Here is a 19,533-nt window from a genome sequence, read left to right as displayed (position 1 = left end):
TATGGAAAAGTTTGACTTGCAGGCGCATCTGGATGGTGTCTATACGAGGTATCCCGAGGCGGAATACCGGCCGATAATAGGCATCACGGGTAATTATGAGGATCTGACCTGTAAGTTGGGAAAAGGCTATTACCAGTCGGTCGTGGCGGCTGGGGGTGTACCTGTGGTGATTCCTCCTGTGGCCGACGCAGATACGATCGTTAACACACTGGAGCGTGTTGACGCTCTGATCTTGAGCGGTGGCGGTGATATCAATCCTTTGTGGGTTGGAGAACAGCCTTCGCCTAAGCTTCATGGGATCAATCAGGAGCGGGATTTGCCGGAGTTGATGACGGCTCGTCTGGCTTATAACCGGCAGATACCTATGATGGGAATCTGTCGCGGTATTCAGACATTGGCGATGGCTCTTGGTGGAAAGGTGGCGCAGGATATCAGTGATGTGGCTGGCTTGAAACATTCTCAGGATGCGGATCGTTCGGAACCTACACATAATGTCGTCCTTGAGAAGGAATCAGTTATCTCTCAGATATATAATACATCCATTCTCCATGTTAACTCCTTCCATCACCAGGCCGTGACAGACCCCGGTGAGAAGTTCCATGTGGTGGCAAGATCGTCTGATGGTATCGTGGAAGCGATGGAGAGCAGTGAGTACAAACCGATAATTGGTGTGCAGTGGCATCCGGAATGCTTGCAGGATGGACTACCCCTGTTCCGATGGCTTGTGGATAAGGCTGTCGCATATCGTAGGGCCCATCAGTTACATGATCGTGTGCTGACACTTGACACCCACTGTGACACACCGATGTTCTTCCCCCAGGGAATCCGTTTTGATCATCGTGATCCGAAAATCCTGGTTGATCTGCATAAGATGACGGAAGGTCGGCAAGATGCTACAATTATGGTGGCCTATCTGCCTCAGCCGACGTCTCATCCTACTGCCTATGCTGATCAGATCTTTGACGAGATAGAGGCTATCGTCGATCAGAATAGTCGGTATATCTGCATCGCTCGTACCCCGGCAGATCTCTATGAGAACAAGCGTCAGGGTTTGAAGTCGATCATGCTGGGTATCGAGAACGGTATCGCCATCGATGGGCGACTGGAGAATCTCCAACATTTTGCCGAGCGTGGTATCGTATATATGACGCTCTGTCATAATGGTGATAATGATATCTGTGATTCCGCCTCTAAGAGTAGTCATACTCATGGTGGTGTGAGCAGTTTTGGTGAACAGGTAATCCGTGAGATGAACCGTCTGGGGATCATGGTGGACTTGAGTCATGCGGGGGAGAAAAGTTTCTATGATGCGCTGGAGATGAGCTGTATGCCTGTTGTATGCAGCCACAGCAGTAGTAGGGCTCTATGTGACCATCCCCGTAACCTGACCGATGACCAGATGCGTGCATTGGCTGCCAAAGGTGGAGTCGCTCAGACAACAATCTACAGTGGTTTCTTGAGAAAAAACGGAGAGGCTAACATAATGGATGTGATGGATCATCTGGAGCATGCCATTAAGATCATGGGTATCGATCATGTGGGCATCGGTACGGACTTTGATGGCGATGGGGGCGTGCGTGGGTTGGCCGACTCGTCGGAGTTAATTTGTTTTACTCGTCAGCTGTTGGCTCGTCGTTATAGTGAATCAGATATCCAGAAAATCTGGGGAGGGAATTTCCTTCGTGTGATGAGTATGGTTCAAAATGGAAAAAAGTGATGAAAAACAATATACAGAGAATAGCCTGTGCCATGGTCATCGCTTGTGGTATGATGGCATGTGGAAACTTGCGTAAGCAGACAAATGATGATCAGGCGGCATTGCAGCCGGTTGGTCCGGTGTTCAATGCTGATAGTGCCTATCTGTTCTGTCAGAGACAGTGTGATTTCGGTCCTCGTACAATGAATAGCGAGGCTCACGATCAGTGTGGACAGTGGATTATCCGACAGTTTGCTGGATACGGTATGACTGTTGTCCCTCAGGAGGCGATACTAAGAGGCTACGACGGTACTGCGCTGAAGAGCATGAATATCATAGCCAGCTATCTGCCTGATCAGAAAGACAGAATCTTATTGTGTGCCCACTGGGATAGTCGTCCTTGGGCCGATAATGACCCTGATGAGGCTAATAGGCAGAAACCGGTTTTGGCGGCTAATGATGGGGCAAGCGGTGTGGCTGTGATGCTTGAGATCGCACGCCTGTTGGCGAAAGACAGTCTGAAACTCGGTGTTGACTTCGTTTGTTTTGATGCGGAAGATTGGGGGGTGCCTCAATGGAGTGATGTACCAGACGATGGTAATTCGTGGGCTCTTGGTGCACAGTATTGGGCGGGCGTTTGTCCACGTCAGACTGCTAAGAGTTATCGCTTCGGTATTCTTCTGGATATGGTCGGAGGAGAAGGGGCTCAGTTCTATAAGGAGGGTATGTCCGTACAGTATGCATCAAGTATTGTTGACAAGGTGTGGCGTGCTGCTCAGGTGGTTGGCTTCGGTAGTGTGTTCCCCAATCAGATGGGTGGTTACATTACAGACGATCATCTGCCAGTGAACAAGCAGGCGGGTATTCCTTGTATTGATATCATCCCCTATTATCCAGATTGTCAGCAAAGCAGTTTCGGACCTACGTGGCATACTATTAACGACGATATGGATCATATCGACAAGAATACGTTACAGGCTGTGGGACAGACAGTCGTACAAGTTCTTTTCTCGGAGTAAGCGTTTTTCAGATCTGTCCGGCTTCAACCATCAGGACGACACGCTCGGTCAGACGGTCGACACCCTCTGCATCGTATTCCTTCTTGAGTGAGGCTCCGAAACCCCATGCGAAGACCTGCCAGAATCCAGCTCGGATAGGTCCCATGAATGCCTTGATCATGTCGTATGATGAGGAGTGGCATTCACGGTCAATCAGTTTAATCAGAAGTTTTCCCTGTGAATAGGTCAGCTTTTTCATCTTAGGCTTGTATGTGCGGAAGATATCATCTTCCACACGTTTGATATGCTCGTCTTTTGCCTTTTGGTCGGGTAACGTCTCCAGGAATTCCGTGGTCTCAATCAGCATCTGTCGCGCCTCCTTAGCAATAGGCAGAACCTTCTTGACATTTTTTACCAGTCGCATGTAAGAGTCGGCCTGTTTCCTGTTCTTGAAGGTCAGCTGCGGATAGACGTAGACATGGTTCATCTCCATGTATTGGATACTATCGCCCTCATGGAGTACCTTCCCCACCTTCACCGTCGGGACGAAAGTCGGGGAATCCATTTCTGCCAATACCTGTTCGGCAGTCAATTGCTGTTCTTGTGCTTGAATGCCTTGACACAGCGAGATGAGTATGATGAGAGTCAGTATCTGTCGCATAACGGGTGCAAAAGTACGAAAAAGGTATGAAAAGCAGAACGTAAGGCAAGAAAAAAGCACTGTTTTTGCATTAATTACAGAAAAATACACTACCTTTGCGAAAACTAAGAAGGAAAACTTAAATTTAATGGTATATGAAAGCACAAGTCGTGTTGGCATTCTCTATGTTTGCTCTGGCTGTCCATGGTCAGGGGTGGCAGGAGTCTGGAATGGAGCATCCGTGGGAGCAGTATCTGAATGAGGTGCTGACGGTCGATGAGATGGAGTCCGCATCGTGGGAGACGACTTACGATCTCCTCTGCGAATTGGAGCAACAGCCATTGGATATCAATATGGTGACGAGGGAACAATTGGAGGAACTGCCTTTCCTCTCTGCTCATCAGGTCGAAGAAATCATGGAGTATCGGTATCGTCATGGTAGGATAGAGTCGATGGGAGAGCTACTGATGATACGTTCACTTGACTACAGACAGCGACGGTTACTGACTTGCTTTTTATATATAGGTGAAGAGAGTATGCCCAGATTTCCTGATATGAAACAGATTGTCAGATATGGGAAGCAGGAGCTGACGGCCTCGGCGCGTGTGCCGTTTTACGAACGAAAAGGCGATCGTAATGGTTATCTGGGATATCCATACAAACACTGGATGCGCTATCAGTTTACGTATGGCGATAACGTTAAGATAGGTGTTGTAGGAGCTCAGGATGCCGGAGAGCCTTTCTTTGCTGATAGGAACAGACTGGGCTATGACTATTACTCACTTTTTCTGCAAGTGAGACAGTGGGGACGAGTAGAGTCGTTGGTCGTCGGGAATTATCGGGTAGCCCTGGGTATGGGCTTGGTTATTAATAATAGCTTTGGTCTCGGCAAAGTGGCCATGCTGCAGAATCTGGGACGGACAACTTCTAATGTCAGAGCGCACTCGTCACGATCAGGGAACTATCTTCAGGGAACAGCAGCGACGGTTCGGGTGACGGACCATCTGCGGGCTATGGCCTTCCTGTCGTATCGGCCTATAGACGCCACCTTGAACAAAGACTCCACGGTGTCCACTATCTTGGCATCGGACTATCATCGTACGGAGAAAGAGATGGGGAAAAAGCATAACTTGCACCAGACGGCTGTAGGAGGAAGCTTGCGCTATGATCATGACGGTCTGCATGCAGGACTTAATGTCTTGGCTCTACGATATGACAGAGAGTTGCGGCCAGATATATCCGTACTCTATCGGCGTCATTATCCGCGAGGACGGAGCCTCCTGAATATGGGGGTTGACTATCAGTTCGTACGTCGTAAGGTCGCTCTGCAAGGAGAGACTGCCGTAGACAAGAAAGGCCATCTTGCGACAATCAATAGTATGAGTTTGCAGCTGTCCGACAGACTAAGTGTGATGGCTTTGCAGCGGTTCTATGCCTATCGCTACACATCGACGACAGCACAGAGCTATAGTGATGGTGGTCGAGTGCAGAATGAGAGTGGCGTCTATTTGGGAGTGTCGTGGCAGCCCACTTCAGTGTGCTTGTTGACGGCTTATAGCGACATCGCCTACTTTGCATGGGCGAGATATCGAGCGTCACAGTCGTCGTATACTTGGGATCATCTGTTACAAGGTACTTGGCGGCAGCGTGACTGGACATTTGGAGCACGATATCGTCTGAGGTTACGCCAACAGGATAGTAAAGAGAAAACTGCCTTAGAAAACCGATGGGAACATCGTGGTAGACTAAGTGCCGAATATGCGTTTGCTGAGAATCTTAGCTGTCGGACTCAATTGGATGGGGGTTATTGTCCTCATGACAGAGAATGGGGCGCCATGCTGAGCAGCAATATCTCCTATCGGTATCACTGGCTGCGGCTGAACGCAGGACTGGATTATTTCCATACAGACAGTTACGATAGTCGTGTCTATCTTTACGAACAGGGACCGCTCTATACCTATTCTATATATCAATATGATGGTGAGGGTATCCGTTATTGGCTGATGCTCCGTGTCCAATTAGGGAAAAAGATCATGCTGACGGCAAAGGCTGGCGTTTCGGATTATTTCGATCGTTGTGCGATAGGTAGCGGTTATCAGCAGATTGATGCGTCGGCTATGACAGATCTTGATCTGCAGATGAGATGGAAGTTCTAAAGTTTTTTATAATTAGATGATAGAAATTACAAAAGATTTTTGTATCTTTGCAATAAATTAATCATTCAATAAACATTAAACTTATGAGAAAGAAAGGATTTGCTTTACTTTTGGCTTTTTTGAGTATGGCTGGTGTACAGGCCCAAGTCATGGAACCGAACCTGAAATGGGGTAAACCGACCGATGAAGAGTTGCAAATGACTGTATACGATGGCGATACAGAGGCCAATGCTGTGGAATTATACCGTAGCTTGGATGTATACTATGGTGTGCTAGACGATTTTAAAGTTTATTATTCGTTGAAGCGCAGGTTGAAGATCTTGAAGCCAGAAGGGAAAAGTGAAGCGGATTTGAGTATCGTGTACCGTGAGAACGAATCGAACCGTACGACTTGCGAGAATGTGAGAGGACTGAAGGCGATTGCTTATAATCTGGAAGACGGGAAACTGGTAAAGACCAAAATGGAGTCTTCTATGATTCATGAGGAACGTCTTAACAAAAACGAGAAAGTGATGAAGTTCAGTGTGCCTCAGGTGAAGGTCGGTACGGTGATAGAATATGAATATCGGATAGAGAGCGATTATTATTGGGATCTCCGTGACTGGTATGCCCAGAGTAATATTCCTGTTCTATATACCAGATATGAATTGTCTTATCCGAAATGGTTTAATTTCAATATTGAGGAGACGGGTGTGAACAAGATGGAGAAGAAACAGACGACAGGTAATCTGAATATGGGAGAACAGTCTATTGTTACCAATGTGATAACCTTTGAAGGCCGTCGTCTGCCTGCTCTGAAGAAAGATAATTATGTATGGAACGTGAGGGACTATTCTAATAAGGTGACCCATGAGTTGGGAGGTATCAATGTTCCTGGACGACTTTACAAGAATTACACTTCTACATGGGATGATATTGATAAGTCGTTGCTTGGCGATGAAGATTTTGGTGGAAGACTGAAGAAGAGTAGTCCGTTCAAGTCGGAGATCGTTGCGCAGGGCATCGCATCCATTCCCGACCAGAAAGAACGTATAACGGCTGTGTTTAAACTGTTGAAGGAGAAAGTTCGTTGGAATGGAGATTATGCTTTCTGGGGGAAATCGACCTCAAAGGTACTGAAAGAAGGCACAGGCTCTAATGCCGATATGAATTTCTTGTTGATCAATATGTTGCAGGATGCAGGTATTGAGTCTTGTCCTGTAGTGTTGCGTAAAAGAAGTTCTGGAGTTCTGCCATTATCACATGCCAGTTCGAAGTATCTGACAACATTTGTGGTGGGAATTCACGATACAGACTCGACATACCTTTATCTTGACGGTTCCGTTGAGGATGGTTATATCAACGTGCTACCAGCGGACTTGCTGGTTGACCGGGCTCGTGTCATCTCAAAAAGCGGACAAGGATCGTGGGTAGATATCCGGAGTCATGCTTCGGGGCAGGAATCGACCACCATCCAAGCTACTCTTAGTGCCGATGGCTTGCTGACGTGTAAGTCTCGAACACTCTTGGTAAACGAGGCCGCTGCTGCTCTTCGAAAGAAATGGCGACTTGCCAAGGACAGTGTAGATGTAATAGGAGATATACAGGAACGACAGGATATCGTCATTCAGAATTATCAGTTGAATGGGAAAACAGATTTCTCGCCAAGGGTTTCGGAGACAATGGAGTTTACGAGACAGTGTGATGCTACTGATGACAGAATATATGTTAATCCTCTTATACTTGTTCCTATGAAGGAGACACCATTTAAGGATGAAACACGTGAACTGCCTGTTGAGTTCCCTTACAAGCAAGCAGAGACCATGAATACGATGATTACCCTTCCGGAGGGCTATCAAGTTGAAGAGGCACCTAAGCCTATTATACTGAAGGCTGACGGTCTGACAGTACGTATAATGGGGACGGTGTCTGACGATAATGTAGTACAGATGCAATATAAAATGAATCTTAGCAAGTTGTTCTATTCTAATGCAGAATATCAGGATTTGAAGGCCTTCTTTGATCAAGTGGTAGAGCATAACAAGAACATGCTTGTGATAAAGAAAATTTCGAAATGAAGAAACTATTGATATTGCTTGTATTGTTCTCGTGGCAGGAGATGCGGGCCCAACATACTGTAGTGGAGGAATCTCTGATAGAGGTGAACTGTGAGAGTATGACCCATGCGACGGTCCAACGCAGGGAAGTCGTGACAATCCTGAATGAGCAAGGGGCCGATTATGCAGGATTCACATGCTCTTGCAGTAAACAGGTTAGGTTGGTGAAGTTTCGGGGACAGGTGAGTGATGCTACGGGACGTGTTATCCGCAAACTGAAGGAGAGTGAGTTGAAACGCACAGAATATTCAGAGTATTTTGCTGTCGATGATTATACGATGTATTTTGATTACACGCCTCCTACTTACCCTGTGACCATTACTTATGAGTGGTCGATGGATATACGAGATAATCTTGTCGAGTTCCCGGTGTTCTGCCCATTTTCAGGCTACGATGTCAGTGTGAAGAAAGCAACCTATAAGTTGGTTGCTCCCAAGGATATGAAGATCCGATATACGACACAGCATATTGACCATCCTGTTGCGGTGGCAGATGCTGAGAATGGTAAGCAGATGCTGACGCTTGAGGTTTCTGATCTGCCTGCTATCCGTCGAGAACCATATATTCCGCCCCTCCGAGAGTTATTGCCGATGGCCTATTTTGCACCACAGCAGTTTTCTTATTATGGAACTCAAGGGAGTCTTGGAAGTTGGAAAGATTACGGAAGATGGCAATATGGGTTGTTGGAGGGACGTGATGCACTCCCAGAAGAGTTAAAGACAAAACTTCACCAAATGACGGACCATCTGAAGACGGATCGCGAGAAAGTTGACAAAGTATATAAGTACCTTCAGGAGACAACGCGATATGTGGCCGTTCTTCTGGGTGTCGGCGGGTTGCAGCCAACTCCGGCGGCAGATGTCTACAAAAGTGGCTTTGGCGATTGCAAGGGTCTGTCGAACTACATGCGAGCGATGTTACAGGTCATAGGTATTGCTTCTAACTATACTGTCATCAGTATGAACAATCGTCGCTTGTTGAAAGACTTTGCTAGTATAGGCCAGATGAATCATGTGATTCTTCAAGTTCCATTACCAGGTGACACGCTTTGGCTGGAATGTACAAGTTCTCATCTGCCGATGGGGTATGTGCATGAAGATATTGCAGGACATGATGCGATAGAGATTAGTTCAGATGGTGGTCGTATGGTCAGACTGCCTGTCTATGCCGACAGTACGAATCTCATGCACACTACAGCTGAGATTCAATTGGCTTCAGATGGGGCTGCCACTATGGTGCTTTTGCAGACAGTTCATAACCGCCAGTATGAGAACAGTATCCCTCTGCTGAAAATGAAAGAGAAAGATTGTCAGAGAGTGATGTTGAATAAGGTTCGTGTTCCACAAGCGACAGTCAGTCAGTTGGATGTGCGTGAGGTGGGGCAATCCATTATCATCGATGCACAGATTGAAAGTGCTAAGTATGCGTCGGTCACCGGACAACGTCTTTTTGTTCCTGTATGTCCGATTCATCAAGGCTATTCCGCTCCTGTTGTTAAGAATGAGCGTCAGTGGGATGTATATGTTGATATGGGATACCTTGATATTGACGATTTCACGATGACGATTCCTGAAGGCTATGAGATAGAATCTTTGCCTAAGAAGGTGGTTGTGGAAAAGCCGTTTGGAAAGTTCACCTTTGATATATTGAAGGAAGAAGATAAGGTGCATGTCAAATACAGTCTTCTAATGAAGTCTGGATCTTACGAGAAAGCAAAGTTTCAGGAACTGTCAGAGTTTATCAAACAGGTAAGTAGTTCTTATGGGCAGAAGATGGTACTAAAGAAAAAGTAACTGTTTATACAGGTCAATAACCTGACCTGTCACATCTGTACCTTCAAAACGACGGATATACTCCTGACTGCGTAGGATGCGTTGCTCGCGTCCGTCAGCTCTAAGGAGAGTCTGTTGAATGGCATTGGCCATGCCTTGTTCATCGTCAGGATCGACATAGAGACTGTCTGGTCCACCGGCCTCTTCAAGACAGGAACCGGTACAGGCAACAACGGGAAGGCCACAGCGGATCGCCTCAATGATAGGAATGCCGAATCCTTCGTAGCGTGAGGGATATACAAAGGTTTCTGCCATGGCATAGAGGATAGGTAGAGAATCGTTGGGAACACCGTGAAGAACATGTATCCGATGACTCTGGTTATGCTTTCGGGCATATTCGAGGACCTTGTCTGTGTATGTCGTATGCCGGCCAACGATAACAAGTGACAGATCGTCAGGCAGATATGGAAGTGCCTTTACCGCAAGTAGGATGTTCTTGCGTTCCTCAATGGAACCAACATTAAGAATGAATCGTTTTGGCAGGTTATATGATTGCCGAACTGTCTCTTTCTGCGTATCACTGATTTGATCGGAATATTTTGGTGAATAGCTCTGATAGATCAGTGATATCTTTCGCTCATCAACTTGACCGAGTTCTATGATGTCACGCTTGGTGCATTCGCTAATGGCAATGACATGATCTGCCTCGCGAATCGTCTGACGAAACTTCCACGTATAGAGCTTCGTGTCAAGCCAATGGTAGAATTCGGGATGTCGCAGGAAAATAAGATCATGGATTGTCACAACGCTTTTGATACCGCTTTTATGGATACCGAGGGGGAGCTCACCAGAAAGACCGTGGAATAGTTGCACACCGTCATGCATTAAGTCTTTTATGATGCCTTTGCTGCGCCATAGTGCTTTTGGCGTATAGGGTATGCCTGTTGTTGGGTATCGGAAAACAACGTTGTCGTGATCAACAACCTGACTACGCAGTTCGTCATGTCCTTTGTCTGGGGCATATAATATGAGCTGCAGATTGCGAGACTGCGTGGCGATATCGTTGACGAGTGTCCGTCCGTAACTGCCAAGTCCTGTCCCATTGCTGACAATCCGTTTGGCATCATAGCCTATGGTGAAATGCCCTGTCATTTTCTTTTGAAATGCTTAAACACAAATCTGACGATGATGAAGTTCGTGGGGACGGTTATCGCTAATACTGCAAAAGGTGCGAGCAAATGATGTAACCCCATCCAGAGGAAGAAGTTAAAGAGCACAATCTGGAGGAAGTAATTAAAGGCGTGTGCACCGATAAATCCTGCTCCGTTTTCCTTGGAAGTCTTCTCCTTGAACGTGAAATGGGCGGAAAGATAGTAGTTTACTAGGAAACTGAGGAAATAGCCGATAGAGTAAGCTATGTTCACATTTATCCAGTGCTGGAGCAACCAATAGATAGAATAATGCAGTACCATGGCTGTTGAACCCACGATACCGAAACGTATGATCTCTCCGATTGTCTTGTTTCTGTCCATCCCGTGATATTTGAAGGCAAAGGTACAAATAATCTTTTATTTTTCATCCTAAATTCTTAATTTCTTCGTATCTTTGCACCCAAATAAAAGATGTTTATGGAACAGGAAATGAATTTTCTCGATAGGAACGAATTTAATTTCGAACCTAGTCAGAAGGTGCAGGATGCAATCCGCAACTTCGATCCCAAGACGTTGTGCTTCTATACTCGTATCTATGACCAAGGCAAGAAGAGTGTCATCAGTGTTCGTCTTAGTGAGATCTATGGTGTACCAGAGGAACAAGTGTTGTTGGCCTATGGCGGTGAGGATATTTTGAAAAATGCGATTCATTACTACCTGATGAAGGGTGATAATAAAAAGATACTTATTCCGGAATTCTCTTGGTGGTACTATAATAAAGTGGCTAGCGAGTGCTATGGCACTTTCGAGATGTACCCCCTTCATGAGCAGGATGATACCTTTGCCTATGATGTGGACGAGGTCATTGAATACACAAACCGTATTCATCCACGTATGTTATTGTTAGCTTCGCCCAATAATCCTACGGGTAATAGTCTGACCCCGGAGGAAATCGGAAAAATCATGGAGAATATTCCTGCGGATACGATGGTGTTGATTGATGAGGCATATGCTAGTTTCATTACATCTGATACGGATTATATCGCTCCATTGGTGAACAAGTATGCAAACCTGATTATCTCACGTACACTGTCGAAATTCTATGGTCTGCCTGGTCTGCGCTGTGGTTTCGGTTTTATCGGTGCTGGCCATGACCATTTTGTGAGTTATATCAACAAGTACTTGGGCTATAACCGTTTCTCAGAAGCGGTAGCGTTGGCTGCACTTGACAGTGATGAGCATTATCGTCGTGTGGCCGATGACATGGAATGGGGGCGTCAATTGTACAAGAAAGAGTTTGGTGACAAGCCTGGCTTCAAGGTTTATAAGAGTGTCGCCAACTTTATCCTCATAAAGTATCCGCAGGAGATAAAAGAAAGACTGCAAAGCGCTTTAGCAGATAAGAATTACAAGATCAAGTTTATGACGGACAAAGGACTGGAGTCGTGCTTGCGAATTACTTTAGGGCGCAAGGAACAGACCCAGACTGTCGTTGATACGATGTTGAGTTGTCTATGATTGGGGTGATTTTAGCTGCCGGCATGGCAAAACGTCTACGCCCGCTAACTGACACGAAGCCAAAGTGTCTGTTAGAAGTGGGTGGGAAGACTCTTCTTCAGCGTATTGTTGACGCGATGGCGGATACGGGTATCACGGAGTTTGTGGTGGTGACAGGCTACCGTGCTGAACAGATTCGCGACTTCCTGACGCAGCGCTATCCTGACTTCATCATCCACTTCCTTCATAATGCTGACTATGAGCACAATAACAACATCTATTCGCTATGGATGTCTGGACAGGTGGCTCGCGGACAGGAGTTTCTGCTGATGGACAGTGATATTCTCTGTGATCCAGAGACGGTAGCGGTGGTAGCACGACAGGAAACTTCGGCATTGGCTGTCAATCGTCACGAACTGGGCGAGGAGGAGATGAAGGTGGTCGTAGATGCAGACATGCACATCACCGAGATCAGCAAGACTTGTCGCCCGGAGAATGCCCTCGGTGAAAGTGTCGGTATTGAAAAGATGTTGGCAGACTATAGTGAGGCGCTATTCCGAGAACTTGATCAGATGATTGTGCATGAAGGTCTTATCGACATCTTCTATGAGCGCGCTTTTGAGCGTCTCATCCCCAAGGGGTATACCTTCAAAGTGATCGATACTACTAGGTTCTTTAGCTATGAACTGGATACGCCAGAGGATTTTGAACAGGCAAGCCGACTGTTGCCTGACAAACTGAAGTGATAAAATTATTGGTAGATGGCATCCTACGATATTGACCTCCTACATCAGCGCATCTTGCGCATTCTCATGGCTGTTGATAAGACCTGCCGTGAGAATCAGTTACGTTACTATATCTGGGCAGGCACAATGATAGGTGCCGTGCGTCACAAGGGATTCATTCCATGGGACGATGACATAGATATTGCTATGCCACGTCCCGATTATGAGCGGTTCATAGCCCACAGCAAGGAATGGCTGCCGCAGCCCTATGAATTTGTATGTGCCGAGAACGACCCACGATATCCCCTGCCTTTCGGAAAGGTTCAGGATGCCTCGACGACACTTATTGAGCGTACCCACTTACACTACCTTGGAGGCATCTATATTGATGTGTTCCCCATCGATGGCGTGCCTGCAGGTACTTTAAGTCGGAAATGGCACTTTGCCGTTTACGAATATTGGAAGCGTGTACTCTATCTGATTCATCGCGATCCTTATAAACATGGGCATGGGCCTTCATCGTGGATTCCGCTGTTATGCCGAAAGATATATACGATGCAAGGTGTTCAAAAGAGGATACGTCGTCTGCTACTGAGATACGACTATGAGCAGGCTCCTTTGGTGGCTGACTATGACGATGGACGTCACGGAGCTATGAATAAGGATGTGTTGGGTACACCGACGTCCTATTCTTTTGAAGATGAGACCGTGTTGGGTGTGGAGCAGTATGATACCTACTTAAGTCATAAATATGGTGACTATATGACCATTCCTGATGGTGAGCATCAGCGTCAGCATAACTTCCATGTACTCGACTTTGACAGGTCGTATAGGGAGTTGAGTGGTGAGAAGTAAAAAAAGAGTTATGCATAATGTCCTGGTAGATTTTTCACATTTAGCCGACCTAAACGGTTTTGGTGAGATAGCCCGCAATTATGCTCCGCTGCTCGCACAAGCCAAGCTGACGGATATACACCTTATATATATTGTGCCTGACCATCTGATAGGAACCTTCGGCCCGCGCATCGACTATATACGTCGCAGGCATAAGCGGGAAGATCTAAGAAAACTGGACAAACACATTGATTTGTGGCATGCTACTGACCAGCAATATCATTTGCGTGGTGGCGACGGTCGGACACTGCAGCTCCTTACTGTACACGACTTAAACTTCCTGCGCGAAAAGAGCGGGCTACATCGTCTGCGCCATGTTGTGCAGTTGTGGTGGCGTATGAGGTGCAGTGATCATCTGACTTGTATCTCCAAGTACGTCAAGGATGATATTCTGCAGCACTACAAGTTAGGGTCGAAAGTGCCAGATGTCATCTATAATGGTATTGAAAGTTGTGAAGACGAACTTCAGGTACGTCCCGCTTTTGTAGGGGCTAATGACGAAAAGTTTTTCTTCACCATTGGTCAGATACGTGAGAAGAAGAACTTCCAGACGTTGGTGCCAATGATGCGCTATTTCCCTGACCACAAACTCTATATCTGTGGTGATGATCACTTTGCGTTTGCCCAAGAGTTGAGGAAACTGATTAGGGAGCAGGGAGAAGGACGCGTCATCATGACTGGCAAGATCAAGGATGAAGAGAAGCACTGGCTCTATGCTCATGCTCAAGCCTTTCTGTTTCCTAGTCGTCTTGAGGGCTTTGGTATTCCCGTGCTTGAGGCAATGCGTTATCGTTGCAAAGTATTCTCCTCCCGTTTCAGTAGTTTGCCAGAGGTATGCAGTGAGCATGCATCCTATTTCGATGACTATACTCCAGAGACTATGGCAAAAGTTGTACGAGAGGGTGTCGCCACTTGGGAAAAGAACGGCCCACAAGCAACGGCTGCTCTAACATATTCTCAAGGATTCAATTATGATATTTATACGGAAACTTATATCCGCCTATATCGCCAACTCCTTACAGAAGGTAAATAACTGATTCCATACAAATTCGACAGTGGCATCGTTGGCATCAATGCCTAATGCTATGATGTCTGTATCTTGAGGCAGCCAAGTGGTTTTGCTGGCAAAAGGAGAGCAGACCACCAACGAGGGCTTTCCCATGGCATGGACGATATGCCGTCCACCTCCCTCGTTACCAAAATAGGCTGTGCAGTTGGCTGCCATTGCGGCCAATTGGCGTGGACTCTTAGCCTCGATATTCATAAAAACGTTTTGGGGACAATCCAGATGCTCGAAGATGCGACGAGCATTCTCCGCCTCACGCCCAGGAGCGTAGTTGAAAATAAGTTGCCATTGTGGAATGGCCTCGATAAGATGCCCTATCACTTCTGTCATGCGGTCTTCTGGCCACGTCTTTTTCTCCAACTTCGCCGTAACTCCCACTAGCATGACAGGTCGTTTAAAGTCGATTCCCTTCTGGCACATGTAGGCTTTAAAGTCTGCTTTTTCCTTTTCTGTGATGCAGAGTGTTAGGTTCTTGTCTGTCACTTTGGGTTCCAAGGGTTCTGTCAGTTTCAAGTTATGGCTAATCATACTCTCGTTATCTTCGCAACCATCAAAACGATAGTTAAAGATACCCCAGGTATAAGGCTTACGGATACCAATACGCCATTTGCTCTGAATGGAGAAAAGCGCGAAGGGTATGGTGTTGATGGTAGAGCGCATATCGATGATGACGTCGTAGTGTGTCTTGTGAACGATACGCCATACTTTTGTTATATAGGTGAAGAAAGAGTGCCGTTCTTGTTCAGAGAATGTAATGATCCGACTGATGGCGGGATGGCCTTCAAACAATGGAGCTATTCGCTCGTTGAGTATATAATCGATCTCTGCTTCGGGGAAGTTCTTCCTTAATGTGCTCAGCAGAGGTGTGGTCAGAATGGCATCGCCCATCTGGCGAAATCGGATGACAAGTATCTTCATAGGATATCTTTGATAGCAGTTTCTTTGTATGGTCGCTCTAGGTCGAGACGAAAAAAATGGTGCTGTATCTGCTTCTCTTTCGGTGGTAGCTGCATATAATTGCCGTATTTGTTGGAAAGGTACTCATCGTAGTATTCAACCCCAAGGAACTGCTTGTCCTCGAAAGGATAAACCTGAGGTGTGCCAAGGATACGTTTTTCAAATACGCCCTTCAGTCCATCATCATAGTCGCAGACGAAGTCGGATTCCTCGTAAGGGTATTTTGTCATATAGTCCTTTACTTTCTTCTGTAGGTCTTCTAGCGAATAGATCTTATGAAGCAACCACGGAAACCATGAACGAGGGCCATGTCCATGTTTGAATGGATCGCGACCACGTAAGAATAGCAGATGGCGCCAGAACTTATAGCGTTTGAAATGCGCTTTTCGCTCCTTTTCGTCTGCGGGAGCTCCGTCAATGGGGAATACGTCGATATATATACCTTCGAGGAACTTAAAGTCAGGGCGCTCGAGAACAGTGGTTGATGCGTCTTCAATTTTTGCGAAGGGGTAAGGGTAGTTTGGATCAGTCTCTGGAGCAATCACCTCGTATGGCTTTGGTAACCACTCGTGCCAGTGGCTAATCAGTATCTCGTAGTCTGGTCGAGGCATGCAGATATCCATGTCGTCATCCCAAGGAATAAATCCTTTATGGCGCACGGCTCCGAGCATGGTTCCGGCCCAAAGGTAGTAGTGCAGGCCATGTTCGCGGCATATCTTATCAATAGCCTCCAGATTACCTATAATCTTACGCTGTAGAATGCGGATGTCGTAATTCGTTTCGTTGTGTAGTCTCATAATTCTAGTTTGAATTCAATTTCACGTTTCTTCTGGTATCGTTGCCAGAACGCTGCTCGTGCCTTCATCGTGATATCGACACAGATGGTGGGATTGAAATGACGCTCTCGGGCATATTCCTCGACGAGCAGTTGGATAAACCTCTTAGGTCCCCAGAGACGGCAAAAACTCTTGCAGCCACATTTCATATCAACGGGTCCGAAGCGCATCCGATTGATGTCGACGATTGAGAAATGATAGGTGCCTTCTCCATCCTGATCCCATAGAATATTTCCGGGAGAAAAGTCAAGGTGAAGCACCTCTTGATTGTGCATAAAGGCAACATAATGTGCCAAGGCCTTCGCTACGGGCTCGTAGACCTCAGGTGTGGCATCGCCTATCTCATAGAGCAGATGGCGATAGGGACATTGTTGGCTAATAAAGTAGCTCTGCTGCAGAAGTCCTATGGCATTACGGTCCTCGAGATATGCAATGGCCTCTGGCGTTTCTATACCTTTATCCAGGAGACATTTCGGATAGGTAAAGGCGCGGATACCTTTTGGCTTGCGGATGCCTGTGGAATAGATTAGGTCGTTCAAAAGACACGGCTTCCGGAAGCGTTTCACATTCAAGGGCGTTCCGTCTGGGGCTTCGAAGCGTTTGATGAGGTTCCTCCGTCCGCCATAGATATAGGTACCCTCTATATCCATAATAGAAGGCAACTGCATGATAAATTTGCGCAGATGCTCATATTGGGGGTTGATGTAGATCTTTCTGTTCATGATTCCTTGAATTCTTCTCTTGGGATGGCTTTGCCGTTGACCATGATATACTGGCGATCGAACTCCTCGTGGGTACGTTTCCAACGATTGTGTGTCCAAAGATAATAGGAGGGGTCGCGACGGATTGTTTCCTCCAGCATCTGGAAGAAACGGGATGTAATCTCGTTGTCGGGCTCTTGGAAGGCGTGTTGGGATATCTGTTTAAAGGTGCAGACGTATTGTCCGCGTCTTGGTCGTTCCATTTCTGCATAGAAAACTGCATCGTCCATTTTCCTCATGATGCGCTCGCCACCTGTAAAGACAGGTGTGTCGTGATTAAGAAAAGGTAACCACAGATGGATATTGTGCCATCGAGGAGCCTGGTCACTGATATAGCCGAAGAGATAGTTTCGATTTTCTCGCTTGCATGTTGCCAGTTGCCTGAGAATATTTTTCTTGGGAATACATTCTCCTCCATGAGCCTTGCGGATGTCAATGAATAGCTGATCGAAGGCGTCATTATATAGCGGGTGGTAAATTAATCCCATGACAGCTTCTGGATGTCGTTTGAAGGCCAGTCCTATGGCTGAGAGCCATTCCCAATTGCAGTAATGTCCGAGGATTGCAGCACAATTCTGACCTTTGTCGAAGCATCTCTCCATCTCTTCAACGTTGCGATATTCAATATGACGCAGCAACTTCTTGTCGCTGATGGTGAGCAGTTTGAAAGTCTCGAAGATATAGTCACAGAACCAGTGGTAGAACTTTCTCTCAATCTGACGAAGTTCGGTTACGCTCTTTTCCGGGAAAGAGGAAGAAAGGTTCTTCCAGACAATCTTACGTCGGTATTTGACAATATGATAAACAAGTACATATAAACAATCTGACAGTCCGTAGAGTAATCGGAACGGAATCAGAGAAAGGGTATATACAAACCCATAGAGAAGGAAATAGGCAATCTTCTTCATTTATTGTGTATTGAAGTCATTGGTGGCATGTCGCATAATGGACAGATTGAGACGTTGCAGCCGATTGACATCCGCACTTTGTCTGGTGTGGGACCGGTAGGCCGCGGAATTATAGAGGGTATACCCTGTGCTGTCAACGAGCAACTGGGCGTTATTATTATTGATGGCTGTTGGATAACAGCAGATCTTGCAATCTGGTGTTTGTCTACTCATGTTCTTAATTTTTTAGTTGTTTGCTAAGTTGTAGAACTTTTTCCACAATAGGGGCCATATCATAATATTTATATTCTGCAAGACGGCCGCCAAAGATAACGTTGGACATTGTCTGTCCCCATTCACGGTATTGTGCTGCTAGCTGGTTGTTCCTATCATCATTGATTGTGTAAAACGGCTCCCTGCCTTCTTTCCACTCTGTTGGATATTCACGAGTGATAATGGTCTTGGGACAGTTGTAAACTTGTTGACCAAACATTTCAAAGTGCTTGTGTTCAATTATACGCGTATAGGGCACATCACTACTGGTAAAGTTCATAACGGCATTGCCTTGGTAGTTGGGTGTGTCGAGCACTTGGTGTTCAAAACTGAGAGAACGGTACTCAAGCCGTCCGAGACTATACTCAAAGAACTGGTCAATGGGGCCTGTATACACCGTCTTATCTGCTTGTTGTTCCCAATAATGGCGGTCTGCAAAGAAGTCTGTTCTTGTCTTGACCTCAACACCAGCCAGCAGACGGTTGATGAGTGCAGTGTAACCTCCGACAGGAATACCTTGATATAGGTCATCGAAATAGTTGTTATCATAAACGAAACGTAGTGGAAGTCGTTTGATGATAAAAGGAGGTAATTTCGTGCAGGAACGCCCCCATTGCTTTTCTGTATATCCCTTTATAAGTCGCTCGTAGATGTCATGTTCAACCAACATCAACGCTTGTTCTTCAAGATTACGTGGTTGATTGACACCTGCTGCAGCCAGTTGCGCAACCACTTTTCCCCTCTGCTGATCAATAACTTGACGTGCTTCGTCTGGAGTTAGTACGCCCCACATCTGGTGGAAGGTATTCATGTTGAAGGGAAGATTATACAGTTTTCCCTCATAACAGGCAACAGGTGAATTGGTATAGCGGTTAAATGGCATGAGTGAGTTAACGAAATCCCACACTTGACGGTTAGATGTGTGGAATATATGTGCTCCATATCGGTGTACATGTATACCCTCCGTCATCTCGGTGTATACATTTCCTCCCACATGGGGACGTTTCTCAATGACTAGACAGCGCTGTCCACGTTGATGGGCTAGATAAGCAAAGGTTGCTCCAAAAAGTCCGCTTCCAACAATCAGATAATCGTATTTGTTCATTCTTCAAAGCCTTTATTCTTCCT

Annotated in this window: 18 protein-coding genes; 9 read left to right on the top strand and 9 right to left on the bottom strand. The window is 46.2% G+C overall.

Annotated elements, in window-relative coordinates; translation table 11 throughout:
• Position 1: 1 nt before the first annotated feature.
• Together BLU99_RS04370 and BLU99_RS04365 are read left to right on the top strand one after the other, a co-directional pair.
• Positions 2–1,717 (top strand): membrane dipeptidase, encoded by a 1,716-nt coding sequence (locus tag BLU99_RS04370; protein WP_091899984.1) that lies wholly within the window; start codon positions 2–4, stop codon positions 1,715–1,717.
• The gene (locus BLU99_RS04365) at positions 1,717–2,715 is read left to right on the top strand and encodes a M28 family peptidase (protein WP_091899983.1); all 999 of its coding nucleotides are present in this window, start codon (positions 1,717–1,719) and stop codon (positions 2,713–2,715) included. The genes BLU99_RS04370 and BLU99_RS04365 overlap by 1 nt, the downstream gene beginning before the upstream one ends.
• 7 nt (positions 2,716–2,722) lie before the next feature.
• On the opposite strand, the gene BLU99_RS04360 is transcribed toward BLU99_RS04365, so the two are convergent.
• A complete protein-coding gene (locus BLU99_RS04360; protein WP_091899982.1) occupies positions 2,723–3,355 on the bottom strand; it encodes a DUF4294 domain-containing protein in 633 nt (210 codons plus the stop codon).
• Positions 3,356–3,489: 134 nt separating this feature from the next.
• On the opposite strand from BLU99_RS04360, the gene BLU99_RS04355 reads away from it, so the two are divergent.
• From BLU99_RS04355 to BLU99_RS04345, 3 genes are all read left to right on the top strand, one after another.
• Positions 3,490–5,490, top strand: coding sequence for a ComEA family DNA-binding protein (locus BLU99_RS04355; protein WP_091899981.1), 2,001 nt, complete (start codon positions 3,490–3,492; stop codon positions 5,488–5,490).
• An 83-nt stretch (positions 5,491–5,573) separates the two neighbouring features.
• Positions 5,574–7,547 carry a DUF3857 domain-containing protein gene (locus BLU99_RS04350; protein WP_091899980.1) on the top strand — a complete coding sequence of 658 codons (1,974 nt, stop codon included), beginning with the start codon at positions 5,574–5,576 and terminating at the stop codon, positions 7,545–7,547.
• Positions 7,544–9,379 (top strand): DUF3857 domain-containing protein, encoded by a 1,836-nt coding sequence (locus BLU99_RS04345; RefSeq protein WP_091899979.1) that lies wholly within the window; start codon positions 7,544–7,546, stop codon positions 9,377–9,379. Before BLU99_RS04350 ends, BLU99_RS04345 begins: the two co-directional genes overlap by 4 nt.
• Here the strand turns inward: BLU99_RS04345 and BLU99_RS04340 are convergent.
• Complete coding sequence (locus BLU99_RS04340) at positions 9,365–10,510, bottom strand: glycosyltransferase family 4 protein (protein WP_091899978.1); 1,146 nt, start codon at positions 10,508–10,510, stop codon at positions 9,365–9,367. The genes BLU99_RS04345 and BLU99_RS04340 overlap by 15 nt on opposite strands.
• A complete protein-coding gene (locus BLU99_RS04335; protein WP_091899977.1) occupies positions 10,507–10,890 on the bottom strand; it encodes a GtrA family protein in 384 nt (127 codons plus the stop codon). Before BLU99_RS04335 ends, BLU99_RS04340 begins: the two co-directional genes overlap by 4 nt.
• Before the next feature lie 96 nt (positions 10,891–10,986).
• Between BLU99_RS04335 and BLU99_RS04330 the strand changes: the two genes are divergently transcribed.
• The 4 genes from BLU99_RS04330 to BLU99_RS04315 are packed head-to-tail and all read left to right on the top strand — an operon-like array spanning position 10,987 to position 14,658.
• Positions 10,987–12,027 carry a pyridoxal phosphate-dependent aminotransferase gene (locus BLU99_RS04330; RefSeq protein WP_176771041.1) on the top strand — a complete coding sequence of 347 codons (1,041 nt, stop codon included), beginning with the start codon at positions 10,987–10,989 and terminating at the stop codon, positions 12,025–12,027.
• On the top strand, positions 12,024–12,752 hold the full coding sequence (locus BLU99_RS04325; protein WP_091899976.1) for a phosphocholine cytidylyltransferase family protein: 729 nt from the start codon (positions 12,024–12,026) through the stop codon (positions 12,750–12,752). Before BLU99_RS04330 ends, BLU99_RS04325 begins: the two co-directional genes overlap by 4 nt.
• Positions 12,753–12,767: 15 nt before the next feature.
• A complete protein-coding gene (locus BLU99_RS04320) occupies positions 12,768–13,586 on the top strand; it encodes a LicD family protein (RefSeq protein WP_091899975.1) in 819 nt (272 codons plus the stop codon).
• A gap of 10 nt (positions 13,587–13,596) precedes the next feature.
• Positions 13,597–14,658 (top strand): glycosyltransferase family 4 protein, encoded by a 1,062-nt coding sequence (locus BLU99_RS04315; RefSeq protein WP_091899974.1) that lies wholly within the window; start codon positions 13,597–13,599, stop codon positions 14,656–14,658.
• Here BLU99_RS04315 and BLU99_RS04310 read toward each other — a convergent pair.
• The 6 genes from BLU99_RS04310 to glf are packed head-to-tail and all read right to left on the bottom strand — an operon-like array spanning position 14,626 to position 19,510.
• Positions 14,626–15,609 carry a glycosyltransferase family 9 protein gene (locus BLU99_RS04310; protein ID WP_091899973.1) on the bottom strand — a complete coding sequence of 328 codons (984 nt, stop codon included), beginning with the start codon at positions 15,607–15,609 and terminating at the stop codon, positions 14,626–14,628. The genes BLU99_RS04315 and BLU99_RS04310 overlap by 33 nt on opposite strands.
• On the bottom strand, positions 15,606–16,445 hold the full coding sequence (locus BLU99_RS04305) for a LicD family protein (protein WP_091899972.1): 840 nt from the start codon (positions 16,443–16,445) through the stop codon (positions 15,606–15,608). Before BLU99_RS04305 ends, BLU99_RS04310 begins: the two co-directional genes overlap by 4 nt.
• The gene (locus tag BLU99_RS04300) at positions 16,442–17,206 is read right to left on the bottom strand and encodes a lipopolysaccharide kinase InaA family protein (RefSeq protein WP_091899971.1); all 765 of its coding nucleotides are present in this window, start codon (positions 17,204–17,206) and stop codon (positions 16,442–16,444) included. Before BLU99_RS04300 ends, BLU99_RS04305 begins: the two co-directional genes overlap by 4 nt.
• Entirely contained in the window at positions 17,203–18,153 is a 951-nt protein-coding gene (locus tag BLU99_RS04295; protein ID WP_091899970.1) for a lysophospholipid acyltransferase family protein, read from the bottom strand. The genes BLU99_RS04300 and BLU99_RS04295 overlap by 4 nt, the downstream gene beginning before the upstream one ends.
• A complete protein-coding gene (locus BLU99_RS12140; protein WP_143065780.1) occupies positions 18,154–18,366 on the bottom strand; it encodes a hypothetical protein in 213 nt (70 codons plus the stop codon).
• A gap of 4 nt (positions 18,367–18,370) precedes the next feature.
• Entirely contained in the window at positions 18,371–19,510 is a 1,140-nt protein-coding gene (gene glf, locus BLU99_RS04290; RefSeq protein WP_091899969.1) for a UDP-galactopyranose mutase, read from the bottom strand.
• Positions 19,511–19,533: the final 23 nt, after the last annotated feature.

Origin of the sequence: Prevotella sp. lc2012 (genome assembly GCF_900107065.1) — a bacterium.
Classification (GTDB): Bacteria; Bacteroidota; Bacteroidia; order Bacteroidales; family Bacteroidaceae; genus Prevotella.
This window is presented reverse-complemented; position numbering and strand designations above follow the sequence as displayed.

What these genes read in the sequence shown, in the direction of transcription:
- BLU99_RS04320 (WP_091899975.1), top strand. Translation starts at nt 12,768, where the DNA reads ATGGCATCCTACGATATTGACCTCCTACATCAGCGCATCTTGCGCATT.
- BLU99_RS04350 (WP_091899980.1), top strand. Translation starts at nt 5,574, where the DNA reads ATGAGAAAGAAAGGATTTGCTTTACTTTTGGCTTTTTTGAGTATGGCT.
- BLU99_RS04355 (WP_091899981.1), top strand. Translation starts at nt 3,490, where the DNA reads ATGAAAGCACAAGTCGTGTTGGCATTCTCTATGTTTGCTCTGGCTGTC.
- BLU99_RS12140 (WP_143065780.1), bottom strand. Translation starts at nt 18,366, where the DNA reads ATGAGTAGACAAACACCAGATTGCAAGATCTGCTGTTATCCAACAGCC.
- BLU99_RS04360 (WP_091899982.1), bottom strand. Translation starts at nt 3,355, where the DNA reads ATGCGACAGATACTGACTCTCATCATACTCATCTCGCTGTGTCAAGGC.
- BLU99_RS04305 (WP_091899972.1), bottom strand. Translation starts at nt 16,445, where the DNA reads ATGAGACTACACAACGAAACGAATTACGACATCCGCATTCTACAGCGT.
- BLU99_RS04370 (WP_091899984.1), top strand. Translation starts at nt 2, where the DNA reads ATGGAAAAGTTTGACTTGCAGGCGCATCTGGATGGTGTCTATACGAGG.
- BLU99_RS04295 (WP_091899970.1), bottom strand. Translation starts at nt 18,153, where the DNA reads ATGAAGAAGATTGCCTATTTCCTTCTCTATGGGTTTGTATATACCCTT.
- BLU99_RS04310 (WP_091899973.1), bottom strand. Translation starts at nt 15,609, where the DNA reads ATGAAGATACTTGTCATCCGATTTCGCCAGATGGGCGATGCCATTCTG.
- BLU99_RS04365 (WP_091899983.1), top strand. Translation starts at nt 1,717, where the DNA reads ATGAAAAACAATATACAGAGAATAGCCTGTGCCATGGTCATCGCTTGT.
- BLU99_RS04300 (WP_091899971.1), bottom strand. Translation starts at nt 17,206, where the DNA reads ATGAACAGAAAGATCTACATCAACCCCCAATATGAGCATCTGCGCAAA.
- BLU99_RS04330 (WP_176771041.1), top strand. Translation starts at nt 10,987, where the DNA reads ATGGAACAGGAAATGAATTTTCTCGATAGGAACGAATTTAATTTCGAA.
- BLU99_RS04335 (WP_091899977.1), bottom strand. Translation starts at nt 10,890, where the DNA reads ATGGACAGAAACAAGACAATCGGAGAGATCATACGTTTCGGTATCGTG.
- glf (WP_091899969.1), bottom strand. Translation starts at nt 19,510, where the DNA reads ATGAACAAATACGATTATCTGATTGTTGGAAGCGGACTTTTTGGAGCA.
- BLU99_RS04340 (WP_091899978.1), bottom strand. Translation starts at nt 10,510, where the DNA reads ATGACAGGGCATTTCACCATAGGCTATGATGCCAAACGGATTGTCAGC.
- BLU99_RS04345 (WP_091899979.1), top strand. Translation starts at nt 7,544, where the DNA reads ATGAAGAAACTATTGATATTGCTTGTATTGTTCTCGTGGCAGGAGATG.
- BLU99_RS04325 (WP_091899976.1), top strand. Translation starts at nt 12,024, where the DNA reads ATGATTGGGGTGATTTTAGCTGCCGGCATGGCAAAACGTCTACGCCCG.
- BLU99_RS04315 (WP_091899974.1), top strand. Translation starts at nt 13,597, where the DNA reads ATGCATAATGTCCTGGTAGATTTTTCACATTTAGCCGACCTAAACGGT.